Source organism: Nocardia sp. NPDC051756 (assembly GCF_040681495.1).
Classification (GTDB): Bacteria; Actinomycetota; Actinomycetes; order Mycobacteriales; family Mycobacteriaceae; genus Nocardia.
Map to the genome: position 1 here is coordinate 267,832 of NZ_JBFAYV010000009.1, position 16,450 is coordinate 284,281.

16 protein-coding genes are annotated in these 16,450 nt (G+C 67.7%); 13 read left to right on the top strand and 3 right to left on the bottom strand.

Annotated features, from left to right (window positions below; all coding sequences use genetic code 11):
• Positions 1-220 precede the first annotated feature (220 nt).
• Positions 221-1,192, top strand: a complete 972-nt coding sequence (locus tag AB0M22_RS36080; protein ID WP_364736519.1) for an acyl-ACP desaturase — start codon at positions 221-223, stop codon at positions 1,190-1,192.
• A gap of 203 nt (positions 1,193-1,395) precedes the next feature.
• Here AB0M22_RS36080 and AB0M22_RS36085 read toward each other — a convergent pair whose 3' ends face one another.
• Complete coding sequence (locus AB0M22_RS36085; RefSeq protein WP_364736521.1) at positions 1,396-1,572, bottom strand: hypothetical protein; 177 nt, start codon at positions 1,570-1,572, stop codon at positions 1,396-1,398.
• A 95-nt stretch (positions 1,573-1,667) separates the two neighbouring features.
• On the opposite strand from AB0M22_RS36085, the gene AB0M22_RS36090 reads away from it, so the two are divergent.
• Both AB0M22_RS36090 and AB0M22_RS36095 read left to right on the top strand, forming a co-directional pair.
• Positions 1,668-2,813 carry an acyl-CoA dehydrogenase family protein gene (locus AB0M22_RS36090; protein ID WP_364736523.1) on the top strand — a complete coding sequence of 382 codons (1,146 nt, stop codon included), beginning with the start codon at positions 1,668-1,670 and terminating at the stop codon, positions 2,811-2,813.
• 145 nt (positions 2,814-2,958) lie between these two features.
• Entirely contained in the window at positions 2,959-3,825 is an 867-nt protein-coding gene (locus AB0M22_RS36095; protein WP_364736525.1) for an SDR family oxidoreductase, read from the top strand.
• 24 nt (positions 3,826-3,849) lie between these two features.
• Here AB0M22_RS36095 and AB0M22_RS36100 read toward each other — a convergent pair whose 3' ends face one another.
• Positions 3,850-4,884, bottom strand: coding sequence for an AraC family transcriptional regulator (locus AB0M22_RS36100; RefSeq protein ID WP_364736527.1), 1,035 nt, complete (start codon positions 4,882-4,884; stop codon positions 3,850-3,852).
• Between the two features lie 123 nt (positions 4,885-5,007).
• On the opposite strand from AB0M22_RS36100, the gene AB0M22_RS36105 reads away from it, so the two are divergent.
• From AB0M22_RS36105 to AB0M22_RS36150, 10 genes are all read left to right on the top strand, one after another.
• On the top strand, positions 5,008-5,928 hold the full coding sequence (locus AB0M22_RS36105; RefSeq protein WP_364736529.1) for a MaoC/PaaZ C-terminal domain-containing protein: 921 nt from the start codon (positions 5,008-5,010) through the stop codon (positions 5,926-5,928).
• Positions 5,925-7,124 (top strand): lipid-transfer protein, encoded by a 1,200-nt coding sequence (locus AB0M22_RS36110; protein ID WP_364736531.1) that lies wholly within the window; start codon positions 5,925-5,927, stop codon positions 7,122-7,124. The genes AB0M22_RS36105 and AB0M22_RS36110 overlap by 4 nt, the downstream gene beginning before the upstream one ends.
• 45 nt (positions 7,125-7,169) lie before the next feature.
• Complete coding sequence (locus AB0M22_RS36115) at positions 7,170-7,604, top strand: SRPBCC family protein (protein WP_364736533.1); 435 nt, start codon at positions 7,170-7,172, stop codon at positions 7,602-7,604.
• Between the two features lie 28 nt (positions 7,605-7,632).
• Positions 7,633-8,511 (top strand): SDR family oxidoreductase, encoded by an 879-nt coding sequence (locus AB0M22_RS36120; protein ID WP_364736535.1) that lies wholly within the window; start codon positions 7,633-7,635, stop codon positions 8,509-8,511.
• A 160-nt stretch (positions 8,512-8,671) separates the two neighbouring features.
• Positions 8,672-9,814, top strand: coding sequence for a tRNA dihydrouridine synthase DusB (dusB, locus tag AB0M22_RS36125; RefSeq protein ID WP_364736637.1), 1,143 nt, complete (start codon positions 8,672-8,674; stop codon positions 9,812-9,814).
• A gap of 190 nt (positions 9,815-10,004) precedes the next feature.
• Positions 10,005-12,233, top strand: coding sequence for an LCP family protein (locus AB0M22_RS36130; RefSeq protein ID WP_364736537.1), 2,229 nt, complete (start codon positions 10,005-10,007; stop codon positions 12,231-12,233).
• Positions 12,234-12,333: 100 nt separating this feature from the next.
• Positions 12,334-12,996: a phosphate signaling complex protein PhoU gene (gene phoU / locus AB0M22_RS36135; RefSeq protein ID WP_150403891.1), complete on the top strand. Its 663-nt coding sequence runs from the start codon at positions 12,334-12,336 to the stop codon at positions 12,994-12,996.
• A gap of 159 nt (positions 12,997-13,155) precedes the next feature.
• Positions 13,156-13,449, top strand: a complete 294-nt coding sequence (locus AB0M22_RS36140) for a type VII secretion target (protein ID WP_364736540.1) — start codon at positions 13,156-13,158, stop codon at positions 13,447-13,449.
• On the top strand, positions 13,446-14,999 hold the full coding sequence (locus tag AB0M22_RS36145) for a hypothetical protein (protein WP_364736542.1): 1,554 nt from the start codon (positions 13,446-13,448) through the stop codon (positions 14,997-14,999). Before AB0M22_RS36140 ends, AB0M22_RS36145 begins: the two co-directional genes overlap by 4 nt.
• A 178-nt stretch (positions 15,000-15,177) precedes the next feature.
• Positions 15,178-15,600 (top strand): hypothetical protein, encoded by a 423-nt coding sequence (locus AB0M22_RS36150; protein WP_364736544.1) that lies wholly within the window; start codon positions 15,178-15,180, stop codon positions 15,598-15,600.
• A gap of 69 nt (positions 15,601-15,669) precedes the next feature.
• On the opposite strand, the gene pstB is transcribed toward AB0M22_RS36150, so the two are convergent.
• Positions 15,670-16,446 carry a phosphate ABC transporter ATP-binding protein PstB gene (gene pstB / locus AB0M22_RS36155; RefSeq protein WP_150403887.1) on the bottom strand — a complete coding sequence of 259 codons (777 nt, stop codon included), beginning with the start codon at positions 16,444-16,446 and terminating at the stop codon, positions 15,670-15,672.
• Positions 16,447-16,450 lie beyond the last annotated feature (4 nt).

The following is a 16,450-nucleotide window of genomic DNA, read 5'->3' on the forward strand; positions in this document are numbered from 1 at the left end:
GGCCCGTAGCGATAGTCCACTCGCTGCGGGCCGAAGCCATACACTCGGAAGTGGTCGCCGAACGCCAACGACGGCGTATGACGTGCATCACGGGGCATCAACAGGCATTCGGATGCGTTTCGCATCACACCTACGGTGCCGTAAGGTATGGCCGCACGGCATCGGTCTACCTTGGGGGGATGACCTGCTCGACCGGACGCACAGACTGAAGGGTTCATACATGGCAAGGGATCTGACTCAACTCGAGCTTCTTACGGAGTTGGAGCCGGTTGCCGCAGAAAACGTCAACCGGCACTTCTCCTTGGCAAAGGAATGGCATCCGCACGACTACGTCCCGTGGGATGAAGGCCGCAATTTCGCCGCACTCGGGGGCATCGACTGGGATCCTGAGCAGTCCCGGTTGAGCGAGGTCGCGAAGGCTGCCATGGTCACCAATCTGCTGACCGAGGACAACCTCCCCTCTTACCACCGCGAGATCGCCGAGAACTTCTCCCAGGACGGCGCCTGGGGCACCTGGGTAGGCCGCTGGACCGCCGAGGAAAACCGGCACGGCATCGTGATGCGGGACTACCTGGTGGTCACCCGCGGCGTCGATCCGGTCGCCCTCGAAGAGGCGCGGATGATCCACATGACCAACGGTTTCGCGTCGCCGACCGAGGCCGACGCGGGCTTCCTGCACTCCGTCGCGTACGTGACGTTCCAGGAGCTGGCCACCCGAGTCAGCCACCGCAACACCGGCAAGGTCTGTGACGACCCGATCGCCGACCGCATGCTCCAGCGCGTCGCCGCGGACGAGAACCTGCACATGATCTTCTACCGCAACATGTGCGCCGCCGCGCTCGACCTGTCTCCGGACCAGGCGATCGAGGCCATCACGCTGATCCTGGAGAACTTCCAGATGCCCGGCGCGGGCATGCCCAACTTCCGCCGCAACGGCGTCCTGATGGCCAAGCACGGCATCTACGATCTGCGCCAGCACATGGAAGAGGTAGTGCAGCCGGTGCTCAAGAAGTGGAGCATCTTCGAGCGCGACGACTTCACCGGCCGCGGCGAGGCCTGCCGCGAACGGCTCGCCGCCTACCTCGACAAGCTCGGCAAGGACGTCGTGAAGTTCGAGGAACAGCGCGACCGCATGCTCGCCCGCGAGGCCGCCAAGGCCGACCGCCAGATGGCGAGCAGCACCGCAAGCTGAGCTCGCACCCCGATCGACCACGAGCCGCCGTCCGGAGCACCGGGCGGCGGCTCGCGTATGTCCGGCTAACCCCGTATCCAGCAATTACCTACTTCGACGGTTTATTGCGTCGAAGTACGAACTTCGACGCAATAAACCTACAAACGTCGTGCGCACCGCAATAGGGTTCTGCGCGGTACCGCCGTTCACATTCACGAACGCATTCACCTTGTCGGTGTCGCCATGTTCGGCACTGCCGCGCGGTATTCGACTTCCGCCGGTTCGCTCAGCCATTGATGTCCTGGGAGTTCGGTGTCGCGGGTGCCGACCGCGTATTCGGTCGATATCTGTTCGCCCGCGTTTCGATCGGCGATATCGCCGCGGGCAAGCGCTGCGGTCATCGGATTCGGGCGGCCCGGTCCTTACCCGCGGGACCTGCGAATTCCTACCGTGGGGACACGACGACGGCGTCGGCTGCGCGAAGGGACGGGCGAACATGGCAAAGCACCGCTCACGGTGGATGGATGCGGAAATGGACGCGCTGGCGGAGCTGTCGCGCGACTTCTTCGGCGAGGAGTGCGCCCCGCACGAGGAGCGCTGGGCCGAGCAGCAGCACATCGACCGCGAGGTGTGGCTGCGGGCCGGTGAGCTCGGACTGCTGTGCCCGAGCGTGCCGGAGGAGTTCGGCGGCGGAGGCGGGGACTTCCGGCACGACGCGGTGATCGCCATCGAGCAGGTGCGCGCGCTGGCGCCCAGCTTCGGCGGACCGGTGCACAGCACGATCATCGCGCACTACATCGCCGGCTACGGCACCGACGAGCAGAAGAAGACCTGGCTGCCCAAGCTGGCCTCCGGCGAGATCGTCGCGGCGATCGCGATGACCGAGCCCGGCACCGGATCGGACCTGCAGGCGATCCGCACCACGGCGACGGTGCAGGGCGACGAGTACGTGGTCAACGGCGCGAAGACGTTCATCTCCAACGGTTTCCTGGCCGACCTGGTGCTGGTGGTGGCCAAGACCAACGAGCAGGGCGGCGCGGGCGGCCTCTCGCTGGTCGCGGTCGAGACGACGCGCGCGGGCTTCCGGCGCGGACGCAACCTGCACAAGATCGGCCAGCACGGGCAGGACACCTGCGAGCTGTTCTTCGACGAGGTGCGGGTGCCGCGGACGAACCTGATCGGCGAGGCCGAGAACATGGGCTTCATCCAGCTGATGCAGCAGCTCGCGCAGGAACGGCTGATCATCGCCGTCACCGCGATGGCGACGATGGAGAAGACGGTCGAGCTGACCCTGGAATACACCAAGGAGCGCACCGCCTTCGGCAAGCCGCTCTTCGGCTTCCAGAACACCAAATTCACGCTGGCCGAATGCGATACGGCGGTCACCGTCGGCTGGAGCTTCCTCGACGACTGCGTGGAGAAGCACGTCCGGGGCGATCTCGACATCCCGACCGCGGCCAAGGCGAAGCTGTGGCTGTCCGAGCAGCAGAACATCCTGGCCGACCGCTGTTTGCAGCTGTTCGGCGGCTACGGCTACATGGCCGAGTATCCGATCGCCCGGATCTTCACCGATTCGCGGATCCAGAAGATCTACGGCGGCACCAACGAGATCATGAAGGAGATCATCGCGCGCGGGCTCTGAGCGCGTCGGTTCCGCTGCGCCGCTTCGTGATTGCCGAATCCGCCGACGAGCGCCGTGGGAACGCCGACACTGGGTGTATCGCGCCGTACCGGTCGGCCGTTCGCGCAGGCCGGACCTCGCCGATCGAATCAGGAAGGCCGAGAACATGACCAGTGCACCCCACGGCGAGGCCCCGTTGACCGGGAAGGTCGTCGCGATCACCGGCGGCGCGCGCGGGATCGGCCGGGCCACCGCCGAGGCGTTCCTCGGGGCGGGCGCCACGGTCGCGATCGGGGACATCGATGTGGAGCTGGTCGACAAGACCGCCGTCGAGCTCGGCGCGGACCCAGACGCCAAGATCATCGGCCTGCCGTTGAACGTGACCGATCGCGAGTCGTTCGCCGCGTTCCTCGACGCGCTGGAAAAGGAACTCGGTCCGCTGGACGTGCTGGTCAACAACGCCGGCATCATGCCGACCGGGTTGTTCGCGGACGAGGACGAGGCGATGACCGACCGGATCGTCGACATCAACCTGCGCGGGGTGATCACCGGGTCCCGGCTGGCCACCAAGCGGTTCCTCGCGCGCGGCAGCGGGCATCTGATCAACATCGCGTCTTTGGCGGGCACGCAAGGGTTTCCGGGGCTGGCCACCTATTGCGCGACCAAGCACGCGGTGGTCGGCTTCACCTCGGCGCTGCATCTGGAACTGAAGGAGCACGGCGTGCAGGTCTCGGCGGTGCTGCCCGGGATCGTCCGTACCGAGCTGTCGGCCGGCGCGAACATGCCGAGCTGGATCGAGCCGATGACGACCGTCGATCCGGAGGACGTCGCACAGGCGATCGTGCGAACGGTGACCAAGGGCAAGCCGCTGGTGACGGTGCCGCGCAAGCTGGCCGCGATCATCAAGACCGCGCAGTTGCTGCCGTATCGGGCGCAGCTGGTGGTCGCGCGATTCACCGGGGCGACAACGGCTTACGCGCAGCCCGACCCGGAGATCAGGGAGAAGTACCACCGCAGGCTGCGCGACCAGTAGAGACCGGCTGCCGCGCAAGGAGATTCAGCCCGCGGTCGGCGCGGACCGGCGATAGGAGCCGGGCGGGCTGCCGGTCCAGCGGCGGAACGCACGCCGGAACGCGCTCGGTTCGGAGAAGCCGAGCCGGGCGGACAGCGCCTCAACCGTCTCGTCGCCGCGCACCAGGCTGGCCACCGCCGCGTCGCGCAGGATGTCCTCGCGGATCTGGGTGATCGAGGTGCCCTCCTCGCCGAGCTTGCGGCGCACCGTCTGCTGGCTCATGGACAGGCGCTTGGCCACCTCGTCGGCGGTGGGCCAGCGATCGGCGGTGGCCGTCTCCCGGACCCCGCGCAGGCCGCGGGTGAGGATCTTGCGCACCTGTTCGGCGAGCGAGGCGCCGTAGTCGCGCCGGGACAGCACGTCGACGGGGGCGTTGCGGGCCCAGTCGATGAGGTCTTCCTCGGTCCGGGTGAGCGGCGCGTGCAGTAGCTCGCTGTCGAAAGTTATTGCGGCGGTGGCGGCGTCGAAGACCAGCGGGGCGCCGAAGACGAGGTCGTAGTCGGCGATATTGCGCGGGCGCGGATACGGGAACTCGACCTGGCGCAAGGCAACTCGGCGGCCGATGCCCCAGGAGATCATCCGGTGGATCGCCGCGAGCAGGAACACGGTGAGCAGCTCTTCGCCCGCGGCCAGCACGCTGGTGTCGAGCGTGCACCGGGTGCGCTCGCCGTCGGTGGTCACCGTCATCGGCGGCAGGCCGGGCAGCAGGCGCTGGTATTCGCCGAACCGGCGGATGGCCGCGCCCAGATCGCGGCAGGCGATCAGGCCGAAGCCGACCAGCCGGACCGATCCGCGCGGCACCGGCGCGGGGCCGAGGCCGAACAGTTCGTCGTCGGTGATCCGCCACAGCTGGCGCATGGTCGCGGCCACCTGATCGACCGTCACCCGCGCGCGGTCCTGGGCGAGCAGCTCGGGCGCGACGCCCACGCCGGCCAGCAACTCGGTGATGTCGACGCCCTGGCGCTGGGCGGTGGCGACGGCGGAGCGCACGAAGTCGATCGGCACCGTCCTTGCCGCCACCCATACCTCCTGCGTCCCTGGTCGAGGCGAACCTACCAGGCCGGATGCGGTGAGCGCGGCGGTCACCGAACGTGCGCCGCGCGGTCATCCCGGGGACGCGCCCGGATTCCTAGCGTTGCTGGTATGAGCAACGACGCGTCGACCAGGCCGGCCGCGGCCGCGGTGCCGGACGGGACCACCTTCAACCTGGACCGGCTGGGCAACTGGGGTGCGCGCGACACCTTCGTGGTGGATCGGGAACGCACGATCGCCTACGCCGCCGCGACCAACGATCCGATCCGGCAGCACGTCGACGGGATATACGCGCCACCGGTTTTCGCGGTGGTGCCGATCACGGTGATGATGGCCGACGCCGCCATGTCGGTGGTGCCGGACGATCTGATGCTGCGAATCCTGCACGGCGAGCACGACTTCCGCTTCCACCGGCCGATCGTGCCGGGCGAGACGCTACAGGTGCGGGCCCGGCCGATCGGGATCGAGGGCAAATCCTCGGGCGTGGTCGTCACCTCGCACATCGAGACCTACAGCGGCGACGAGCTGGTCAACGAGCAGTACTTCGTCGGCTTCTTCCGCGGCGGCGAATTCGACGGCGCCCGCGGCGAACCGAGCCCCGAACACGGCTTCGACGAGCGGCTGCGCGCCCGGGAACCGGACTTCCGCGCGGCGCAGACCTTCGACGCGGACCAGACCTTCCGCTACGCCCAGCCCGCGGGCGATCCGATGCCGATCCACCTGGTGGACGAGTTCGCCCAGGCGATGGGGCTGCCCGGCATCATCATCCACGGCCTGTGCACCATCGCGTTCATCTCGCACGCGCTGATCACCCGGATCAGCCCGGAGGATCCGACGCGCCTGAAAAGGCTTGCCGTGCGGTTGAGTTCGCCGGCGTTCCCGAAGCAGACCATCGACACCGCGGTGTGGGCGACCGGACCACAGGGCGGCCGTGACCGCTACTCGTTCGAGACCTGTTCCGACAGTGACCAATTCGTCATCCAGGACGGGCTCGCGGAGTTCGAGCCCGCAATCGACAAGGAAACGATATGAGCAACCGGGTTTTCGTCATCGGTGTCGGCATGACCAAGTTCGAGAAGCCGGGCCGCCGGGAGGGCTGGGACTACCCCGCCATGGCGCAGGAGTCCGGCGCCAAGGCGCTGGCCGATGCCGGCATCCGCTACGACCAGGTGCAGGAGGCGTTCGTCGGCTACGTCTACGGCGATTCCACCAGCGGGCAGCGCGCCATCTACGAACTCGGCCTGACCGGCCTGCCGGTGGTCAACGTGAACAACAACTGCTCTACCGGATCCTCGGCGCTCTACTTGGCCGCCAGGGCGATCCGCGGCGGGCTGGCCGACTGCGCCATGGCGCTCGGGTTCGAGAAGATGCAGTCCGGCTCGCTGGAGGCGGGTTACACCGATCGGGAGCAGCCGCTGCTGCGCCACATCGAGGCGCTGGCCCAGTTGCGTGAGTTCGCGATGCCGGTGGCGCCGTGGATGTTCGGTGCGGCGGGGGTCGAGCACATGGAGCAATACGGCTCCACCCGTGCGCATTTCGCCAAGATCGCCGAGAAGAACCACCGGCATTCGGCGAACAATCCGTACGCGCAGTTCCAGGATGTCTACACGTTCGACGAGATCGCAAGCGCCAAAATGGTTTACGAGCCGCTCGGACTGACCCGGTTGCAATGCTCGCCGACCTCCGACGGTTCCGGTGCGGCGGTGCTGGCCAGCGAGCGTTTCGTCGACGAGCACGACCTCGGCGGCCGAGCCGTGGAGATCGTCGGCCAGGCCATGGTGACCGACCTCGAATCCACCTTCGCCACCAAGACCGCGCGCGCACTCGTCGGCGTCGACATGACCGCCGCGGCCGCGCGAAAGGTGTACGCGCAGGCCGACATCGGCCCGGACGACCTCGACGTGATCGAGCTGCACGACTGCTTCTCCCCCAACGAGCTGCTCACCTACGAGGCGCTCGGCCTGTGCGGCGAGGGCGAGGGACACAAGCTGATCGACGCCGACGACACCACCTACGGCGGGCGCTGGGTGGTCAACCCGTCCGGCGGCCTGATCTCCAAGGGACATCCGCTCGGCGCCACCGGCCTGGCCCAGTGCGCCGAACTGACCTGGCAACTGCGCGGCGAGGCGGACGCCCGCCAGGTCGGCGACGCGAAAGTCGCACTCGCACACAACATCGGCCTCGGCGGCGCGGCCATCGTCACCGCCTACCGCCCCGCCGAACGCTGAAATCGGCACCACGCCAATCGCTTTACCGAAGTAAGGAGAACGACCATGGCACAAGCCAAGGTGTCCAAGGAGTTTGCCGCCGCGCAGGAGAAGGTGTGGGCGGTGCTGTCCGACCCGAACCGGTTCGAGGAGTGGCTGACCGTGCACACCAAGTGGAAGGAACTGCCACCCGCGCAGCTGTCCACCGGGGCCACCATGACCGAGGTGCTCACCATCATGGGGATGGCGAACACCATCACCTTCACCGTGGACGCCTACGACGCGCCGAACTCGACGAAGTTCTCCGGCGTCGGCCTGGCCGGCGCGCAGATCAGCTTCACCCTCACTGTGGAAGCCAAGGGCGACAACGCTTCCCTGGTCACCATCGACGCGGAGTTCATCAGCCAGATGATGGTCGGCGCGATCGGCGGCGCCATCGAGCGCGCCTCCACCAAGGAACTCGACGCCTCGCTCGCCAACCTCGCCGGTCTGCTCGCCTGACCTGGCTCTCCCCCTCGAAAGGAACATCATGGGTTCGCTGGACGGACGCGTCGCCATCGTCACCGGCGCTGGGCGCGGCATCGGCCGGGCACACGCGCTGCTGCTGGCCGCCGAAGGCGCCGCCGTCGTGGTCAACGACCTCGGCGGCGACAACGAGGGCGTCGGCGCCGACGCCGGGCCCGCGCAGCAGGTGGTCGACGAGATCGTCGCGGCGGGCGGGCGCGCGGTCGCCGACGGCGCGAACATCGCCGACTGGGCGGGCGCGAAAGCCCTTGTCGAGCAGGCGATCACCGCCTTCGGCGGATTGGACATCCTGGTCAACAACGCGGGCATCCTGCGCGACGCGTTCATCGCCGCGATGGACGAGGCGCAGTGGGACGCGGTGATCGCGGTGCACCTCAAGGGCCACTTCGCGGTGCTGCACCACGCGGCCGCGTACTGGAAGGCGCAGTCGAAGGCCGGGCAGCAGGTCGCGGCGTCGGTGATCAACACCGCCTCCGCGTCCGGCACCTTCATGCCCAACCCGGGCCAGGCCAACTACGGCGCGGCCAAGGCGGGCATCGCCGCCCTCACCCAGGTCGCCGCGCTCGAACTGGAGCGATACGGCGTGCGCGCCAACGCGATTGCCCCCGTCGCCCGCACCCGGCTCACCCTGGCCACCCCCGGCATGGGCGCCATGTTCGCCGAGGAGGTCCCCGAAGGCGAGTTCGATGCCTTTGCCCCGGAGAACATTTCCCCCATCGTCGCCTACCTGGCCCAGGAGAAGTGCCCGATCACCGGCCAGGTCTTCGCCGTCCAAGGGGGCGCGATCTCCGCCCTCAACGGCTGGACCGCCACTCAAACCATCGAGACCGACGGCCCTTGGCAATTGTCCGATCTCGCCGAACGCCTCCCGGACATCGTCTGACGCATCGTGCTCGCCGGCGTGGACGATGCGCCGGCGAGCACAGGACGTGAGGTGCACCACAACCGGTCCCGCGCACCAGCCGACATTGCGGGTCTCAGCAGCCCTTTTGGGGCCGCACAGGCCCCTTACGTGCGGAAATGAGACACTGGACGGCGTGACGATGACTACCGGGGCGAAGAGTGCGCTGCGGATCGGGCCGTATCCGGTCGATCCGGCGGTGGTGCTCGCGCCGATGGCGGGCATCACGAATCTGGCGTTCCGCAAGCTGTGCCGCGAGTTCGGTAGCCCCACCTCCATCTATGTCTGCGAGATGATCACCGCGCGGGCGGTGGTCGAGCGCAACGAGAAGACCCTGGACATGATGGCCTTCGACGCGGACGAGTCGCCGCGCTCGATGCAGCTCTACGGCGTCGACCCGGCCACCCTCGGCGAGGCGGTGCGGATCATCGTCGGCGAGGGCAAGGCCGATCACATCGACATGAACTTCGGCTGCCCGGTGCCCAAGGTCACCAAGCTCGGCGGCGGCGCCGCGCTGCCGTACAAGCGGGCGCTGTTCAGCCAGATCGTGCGCGCCATGGTGGCCGCCGCCGAACCGGCCGGCGTCCCGGTGACGGTGAAGTTCCGCATCGGCATCGACGACGAGCACCTGACCTATCTCGACGCCGGGCGCATCGCGGAAGCCGAAGGGGCGCAAGCGGTCGCGCTGCACGCCAGGACCGCGGCGCAGCGCTACTCCGGCCAGGCCGACTGGTCGGCCATCGCGCGACTCAAGGAAGCCGTCGCCACGATTCCGGTGCTCGGCAACGGCGATATCTTCTCCGCCGCCGACGCGGTCCGGATGATGGCCGAAACCGGCTGCGACGGTGTCGTGGTCGGCCGCGGCTGCCTCGGCCGCCCATGGCTGTTCGCCGAGCTCCAGGCGGCGCTGCGCGGCGAGCCGCTGCCCGAGCCGCCGAATCTCGGCAAGGTCGGCGAGGTGCTGTACCGGCACGGCGCGCTGCTGTCGGAGAACTTCGGCGAGGACAAGGCCATGCGCGACCTGCGCAAGCACATGGCCTGGTACCTGATGGGCTTCCCGGTCGGCGCCGATCTGCGCCGCGCGTTCGCCACGGTGTCCCAGCTCACCGAGCTGGAAGACCTTGTCGGGCAGCTGGATCCGACCGCGCCGTTCCCCAAGGACGCCGAGGGTCCGCGCGGAAGACAAGGCTCCCCAGGCAAAGTCGCGTTGCCGCACGGCTGGCTGGACGACCCGCAGGACCCGGCCGTACCGCACGCCGCCGACGTAATGCACAGTGGCGGCTGAGAACCGGACGATAGCGCACGGCTGATACCCAGGCGAAGCGACGCCGGTTCGGGTATCCAAACCACCGTGTGGCAAATTCGATTTCGCACTCAGGTGGCTCACCGTGGCGGAATCGTTATCATTGCGGAATCGGTCAAGCCGGTCGAGTACGGCCCGAGGCGGCGACGTAGACGAAAAGCGAGGTTCGTTGGTGGGTGACGATCGGCACGGGCGTTCGCCACGGCCCGGAGATCGCGCCCCGTGGGAGCGCTATCCCACGGAGGACAACGACCGAGACGGCTCCCGGTCGTCCCGGCGATCCCGGCATACCGACGCCACCGCCGACGCGGGCTCCGCCCCGCTGACCGTGCAAGACCTGGTGCAGAAGGTCGACAACGAGCGCTCCGGCCGCCGTGGTCGGCGCGCCGCCCAGCCGCCGGAGACCGGTGCCGCGCAGAGTCGCGGCCCACGCCAGCCCGCCCCCGCCGGACCCGAACCGCGCCCCGCCGAACCGACCCAGCGCCGCCCGGCCGAACCGCCGCGCCGACAGGACCCGCCGCGCCAGCCGGACCAGGCCGCCCGGCGCCCGAGCGAGCCGACCCGTCGCCAGCCCGCGCCGGGCCGCCCGCCCGAACAGCCACCCCGGCGCCCCGCCGAGGCCCCGCCGACCCGCACCGCGGGCTCACCGGTCGTCCAGGACATCGCGGGCGCGCCCGCGCCCCGCACGCCGAACCGGCGCGGCGAGGACAGCCGCAAAGCCACCCCGGCCGCGCCCAGGGCGAAGCAGGAAACGGCCGAAGAGGTCACCGACATCCTGCCGCCGCTGGCCGAGACCACCCGGGCCAAGCGCAAGCAGACCGAGTGGCCCACCAACGACGAATCCGGTGCCGCACAACCGAAGTCCGTCGGCGCCGCGCCACTGTCCCGGCTGGCCGCCAGCAAGCAGCGCCGCAACAAGCGGCTACGCCTGGCCGGCCGCAGTGCCCTGACCATGTTCGCCGTGCTCTGCCTGCTGGTCACCGGCGGCGGCTGGAGCTACCTGCGCTCCACCGGCAACAACTTCACCCAGATCTCGGCGATCGACGACAACAGCGACGACGTGGTCGACTCGGACGCGCAGCTCGGTGACGAGAACTATCTGCTCGTCGGCACCGACACCCGCGCCGGCGTGAACAGTCAGGTCGGCGCGGGCACGCTCGACGACGCCGAGGGTTCCCGCGCGGACACCGTCATGCTGGTGAACATCCCGAAGAACCGCTCGCGGGTCGTGGTCGTCTCGTTCCCGCGCGACCTCGACGTCACCCGGCCGCAGTGCAACGGCTGGGACAACGACAAGGCCCAGTACACCGCCGAGACCTTCCCGTCGGCGATCGGCGACAAGCTCAACGCGGTCTACGCGCTCGGCGGCCCCAAGTGCCTGTTCACCACGATCCAGCGGATGACCGGTAGCGCGATCAATCACTTCATCGCGGTCGACTTCGCCGGCTTCGAGGCCATGGTCGATCAGATCGGCGGCGTCGAGGTGTGCTCGCCGAAGCCGATCAACGACGAGATCCTCGGCACCGTGCTGGAGACCCCGGGCAAGCAGAAGGTCAACGGCGCGACCGCGCTGAACTACGTGCGCGCCCGGCACGTCTACGGCGAAGAGCGCAGCGACTACGACCGGATCAACCGGCAGCAACGCTTCATGGCCTCGCTGCTGCGCGGCGCGCTCTCCAGCAAGGTGCTCTTCGATCCGGGCAAGCTGAACGGCTTCATCAACGCGTTCACCAACCACACCTCGGTCGACCGGGTCACCCCCCAGGACCTGCTCACCCTCGGCCGCTCACTGCAGAAGCTGGACGCGGGCACCGTCACCTTCCTGACCATCCCGACCGCGGGCACCACCTCCTACGGCAACGAGATCCCGCGCGAGCAGGACATCAAGGCGATCTTCAAGGCGGTCCGCGACGATCAGCCGCTGCCCGGCGAGAAGAAGATCACCCCGGCCCCCGGCTCCATCCCGTCCGCGCCGCCGACCCCGCCCAAGCTGACCGCCGTCGATCCGAGCACGGTCTCGCTGCTGGTCTCCAACGGTTCCGGCACCTCGGGCCTGGCCCAGCGGGCCGCGACCAAGCTCGGCAACCAGGGCTTCGGCATCTTCAACATCGGCAACTACTCCGGCGGCAGCGAGGTCACCTCGAAGGTCAGGTACGGGGCCGGGCAGGAGGCCGCCGCGGCGACGGTGGCCAGCGCGATCCCCGGCGCGCTGATGGAATCGGCCAGCGATCTCGGCGGCATCGTCGAGGTGGTCATCGGCGGCGACTTCAACGGCACGGTGCGCACGCCGACGCCGGTCGGCGATCCGATCTCGAACATGCCCTCGATGGCCCCTGCGACGCCGGTCACCCTGCCGTCGGATCTGGAGCACGTCAACGCGGCCGACGAGACCTGTAAGTAAGCCGGACGGGACCTGCGGCAACACCGGCGCTAACCTTCGGCACCGGTCATTCACCCTCCGTTCGTGACTTGGTCAGCGCTGGGAACTAATGTCTGGTTTTATGCGTGTCATCTACAACGAGCAAATGGCCGATCTCGCCCACCTGTTGGGCGAGATGGCCGGGCTGGCGGGCTCGGCCATGGACCGGGCCACCCAGTCATTGCTCCAGGCCGACCTCGCTCTGGCAGAGCAGGTGATCACCGAGTCCGACCGGATCGCCGAGCTGATCCAGGATGCCGAGGAACGGGCGTTCGCCCTGCTCGCGCTCCAGGCGCCGGTCGCGGGTGACCTGCGACAGGTGGTGAGCGCGATCCAGATCGTCGCCGATGTCAACCGGATGGGCGCGCTCGCGCTGCACGTGGCCAAGGTGGCCCGGCGGCGGCACCCCAATCACGCGCTGCCCGAGGCGGTCAACGGCTACTTCGCCGAGATGGGCCGGATCGCGGTCAACATGGGCGCGGGCGCCAAAGAGGTGCTGGAGACCCGCGACCCGGAGCGCGCCGCGCAGCTCAACGAGGACGACGAGGCGATGGATGATCTGCATCGTCACCTGTTCACGCTGCTGATGGACCGCGACTGGAAGTACGGTGTCGCCGCGGCCGTCGACGTCACCCTGCTCGGCCGCTACTACGAGCGCTTCGCCGACCACGCCGTCGAGATCGGCCGCCGGGTCATCTTCTTGGTTACGGGCGTGTTGCCGCCGGACCCGGACGCCGAGTCCTGATCGGGAACTGCCTGCCGTCCGAATAAGATGGCAGGCAGTTTCACGTTGTGGGACTTGACGTCTCACGGGCGAAGAATGAAAGATTAGCCGCGTAGCTGAGCGTTGGATGACTCGCTACGCGGATGCCGTTATGGGAGTTACGGCACAGAGGGGGCGGAAATGAAGGTCGATCCTACCGAGCTGCGCGCGCTGGCCGCATCGATGGACAAAATCAGTGGCGAGATCGCCGCGCTGAAGGTGAGCACGACCATCACCGCGCTGAGTACCGTGCTGCCCGGCTCCACGGTGACCGACGCCTGCACCACGGCCGGCGCGACCATCGAGGCCGGTTGGCTGCGCATGGCGCAGCGCGGCAAGGCGATATCCAATATCGCCAAGGGCGGTGCCGCCGACTACGAGGTGACGGACACCGACTTCCAGGCGAGTCTGAAGAAGCTGGGGAACGGGCAATGAAGAGCGGCGACCAGACCCCGACCCTCAGCCAGGTCCAAAACCAATGGCAGCCTTGGAAACTCAACGAGGCCGGCGAAGAAATCAAGACGCGCAATACCGAGTTCGGGACGCTGATCGATCAGACGGTCACCCAGATCAGGGACGCTGGTTCGCATTGGAGCGGCGACGCCTATTACGCGGCCTACGACCGGATAGCCGGTGATCGCGACACTGCCAACAAAATGGCACAGGAGACGACCGAGCTCGCCAATGCGTTGATCAACGGCGGAAACACGCTCACCGGATACCGGCAGTCGTTGCTGGACAAGGTCACCGAGGCCACCACCGCCGGTTTCAAGGTGTCCGACGATTGGCAAGTCACCGCGTCGGGTGACGGCGCCGGCGAAGAGGACCTGCACACCCATCAGACGGCGATCACCACCGCGCTCAACGAGATGGTCGGCACCCAGGCCGGCATCACCACCGCCATCGAGCAGGCGAACACGGCGGTGCAGACGCAGAGCGCGGCGCTCGGCGAGGGCGATCCGATCGACACGGTCACCGGCTCACCGAAGTCGACGCTGACCGCGCAGCAGATCAGCGCCGACCAGCCCGCGAGCACGGTTCCCGCGGCCACTCAGGAGAAGGCCCAGGAACAGGTGCCTGCGGCGGGCAGCCCGAAGAATATTACGGAGCAGAAGACCGTAGATCCCAGTGCGGCGGCTCCGGCCAAAACCGATACCAAAGACCAGCCCGTCAAAACCGATACCAAAGACCAGCCGGTCAAGACCGACACCAAAGACCAGCCGGTCAAGACCGATACGAAGGACCAACCCACCAAGGTCGAACCGACTACCCCCGATACCACCAAGGTCGGGTCCGGTTCGGCCAATGATCCGAATTCCTGGACACCGGCGAATGTCATCAGCCTGATCAGCACGGTTGGCACGATCACCGGCAATGTGCCCACCTTGATCGAGTCCATCGGCAAACTCGACGACGATTGGGACGACATCATCAAGGCCGGCGGCGAGGCAGGCAAGAACCTTGTCGACTCGGCGGGCGGCGCGGCCGAAAAGTTGGCCAGCGCAGCGGACAAGATCATCACCAGTGTGGATCACGCGGTCGACAACACAACACCTGCCGATCCGCAGAAGCCCAGCGCCCCAGGCACTCCGGACAGCACGCAGCCCGGCACCACCGACAAGCCACAAGCCCCACCGGCGAACACCCAGACCGGGCAACCACAAACACCGCCGGCCAACACCCAGACCGGGCAGCCGCAGACACCACCAGCGAACACCCAGACCGGGCAGCCGCAGACTCCGCCGGCCAACACGCAGACCGGCCAACCACAAACACCACCGGCCAACACCCACACCCAGTCAGCCGAGCAAGCTCCCGCCCCGAGCAACCCGGCCACCTACACCGGGAACCCCGCCGCGACGACACCCGCGAGCAGCAGCCTCTTCGGCCTCCCGTCGCCGACCCGCGGCAACGAATCCGATCGCGAGCACCGCCCGAACAATTACGTGATCCAACCAGCGGAACCCGAAGCAGCCCAACAATAATCAGCCTCGAATTCGGCGCGGTATCGCAAAGCGGTACCGCGCCTTCGCTTTTCATGCGCAGCGTTGACAAGATCATCCCAAGGTCTCGTTAAGCGCGACAAAGCATAGTTGTCACCGAGGCCGGAAGCGCACCGAAATATCCGCCTCGAGAACACAATTCACCAATGGAGGGGAAACCATGTCACGTACCAAGACGAGCCTGATCACGAGTGCCGCCGTAGGGGCAGCGGCATTCAGCATGATGATCGGCGGCACCGGATTGGCGAGCGCGAGTCCGGTGGTCAGTCAATCGCAGGGCAGCTGCGTATGGTCCGCGGACGTCGTCCACATCGGCGGGCTTCCCCGCGACGGTTACGGCAATTCCTGGTATATCAAGACGGGCCGAAACGACAATTCGAAAGCCAATTGCAGTTTCGAGGTCCAAGCCCAGTTCAAGTTGCAGTCGGGCCAGATCGACACGGTGCAGTACGGCAGCAGCCGTCCGGCCCATGACAGCCCTTACTCGAACGGCCTGGCCCGGGTGTGGCGGATCGGCCTGCAGGTGTGCGACGGCCAAAGCTGCAGCGGCTGGAAGTTCCAGAACAGCGTCTGGAACCAGTAGCCGACGCGAAAGCCCCGGTGTCCGACCGAAAGGTCTGGCACCGGGGCTTTTTCGAGCGCAGCGCGTGGCCTAGCCGAAGCGGCCGGAGATGTAATCCTCGGTCGCCTTCTGGCCCGGGTTGGAGAAGATCTTCTCGGTGTCGTCGATCTCGACCAGGCGGCCGGGCTTGCCCTGGGCCTCCAGGTTGAAGAAGCCGGTCTGGTCACTCACGCGGGCAGCCTGCTGCATGTTGTGGGTGACGATGACGATGGTGAATTCCTTCTTCAGCTCGGTGATCAGGTCCTCGATCGCCAGCGTGGAGATCGGGTCCAGGGCCGAACAGGGCTCGTCCATCAGCAGCACGTCGGGCGACACCGCGATCGCGCGGGCGATGCACAGACGCTGCTGCTGACCGCCGGACAGGCCGCCACCCGGCTTGTCCAGGCGGTCCTTCACCTCGTTCCACAGGTTCGCGCCGCGCAGCGAGCGCTCGGCGACCTCGTCGAGTTCCTTCTTGTTGCGCACGCCCTGCAGCTTCAGCCCGGCCACCACGTTGTCGCGAATCGACATGGTGGGGAACGGGTTCGGGCGCTGGAACACCATGCCGATGGTGCGGCGCACGCCCACCGGGTCGACCTGCGAGCCGTAGATGTCCTCGCCGTCGAGCAGCACCGCGCCCTCGACGCGGGCGTTCGGCGTCACCTCGTGCATGCGGTTGAGCGAGCGCAGCACGGTGGACTTGCCGCAACCCGACGGGCCGATGAAGGCGGTGACACTGCGCGGCAGCACGGTCAGGTCCACGTCGGCGACCGCGTGGAATTTCGCGTAGAAGATGTTCAGGTCTTTGACGTCGATCCGCTTGGCCATCTGA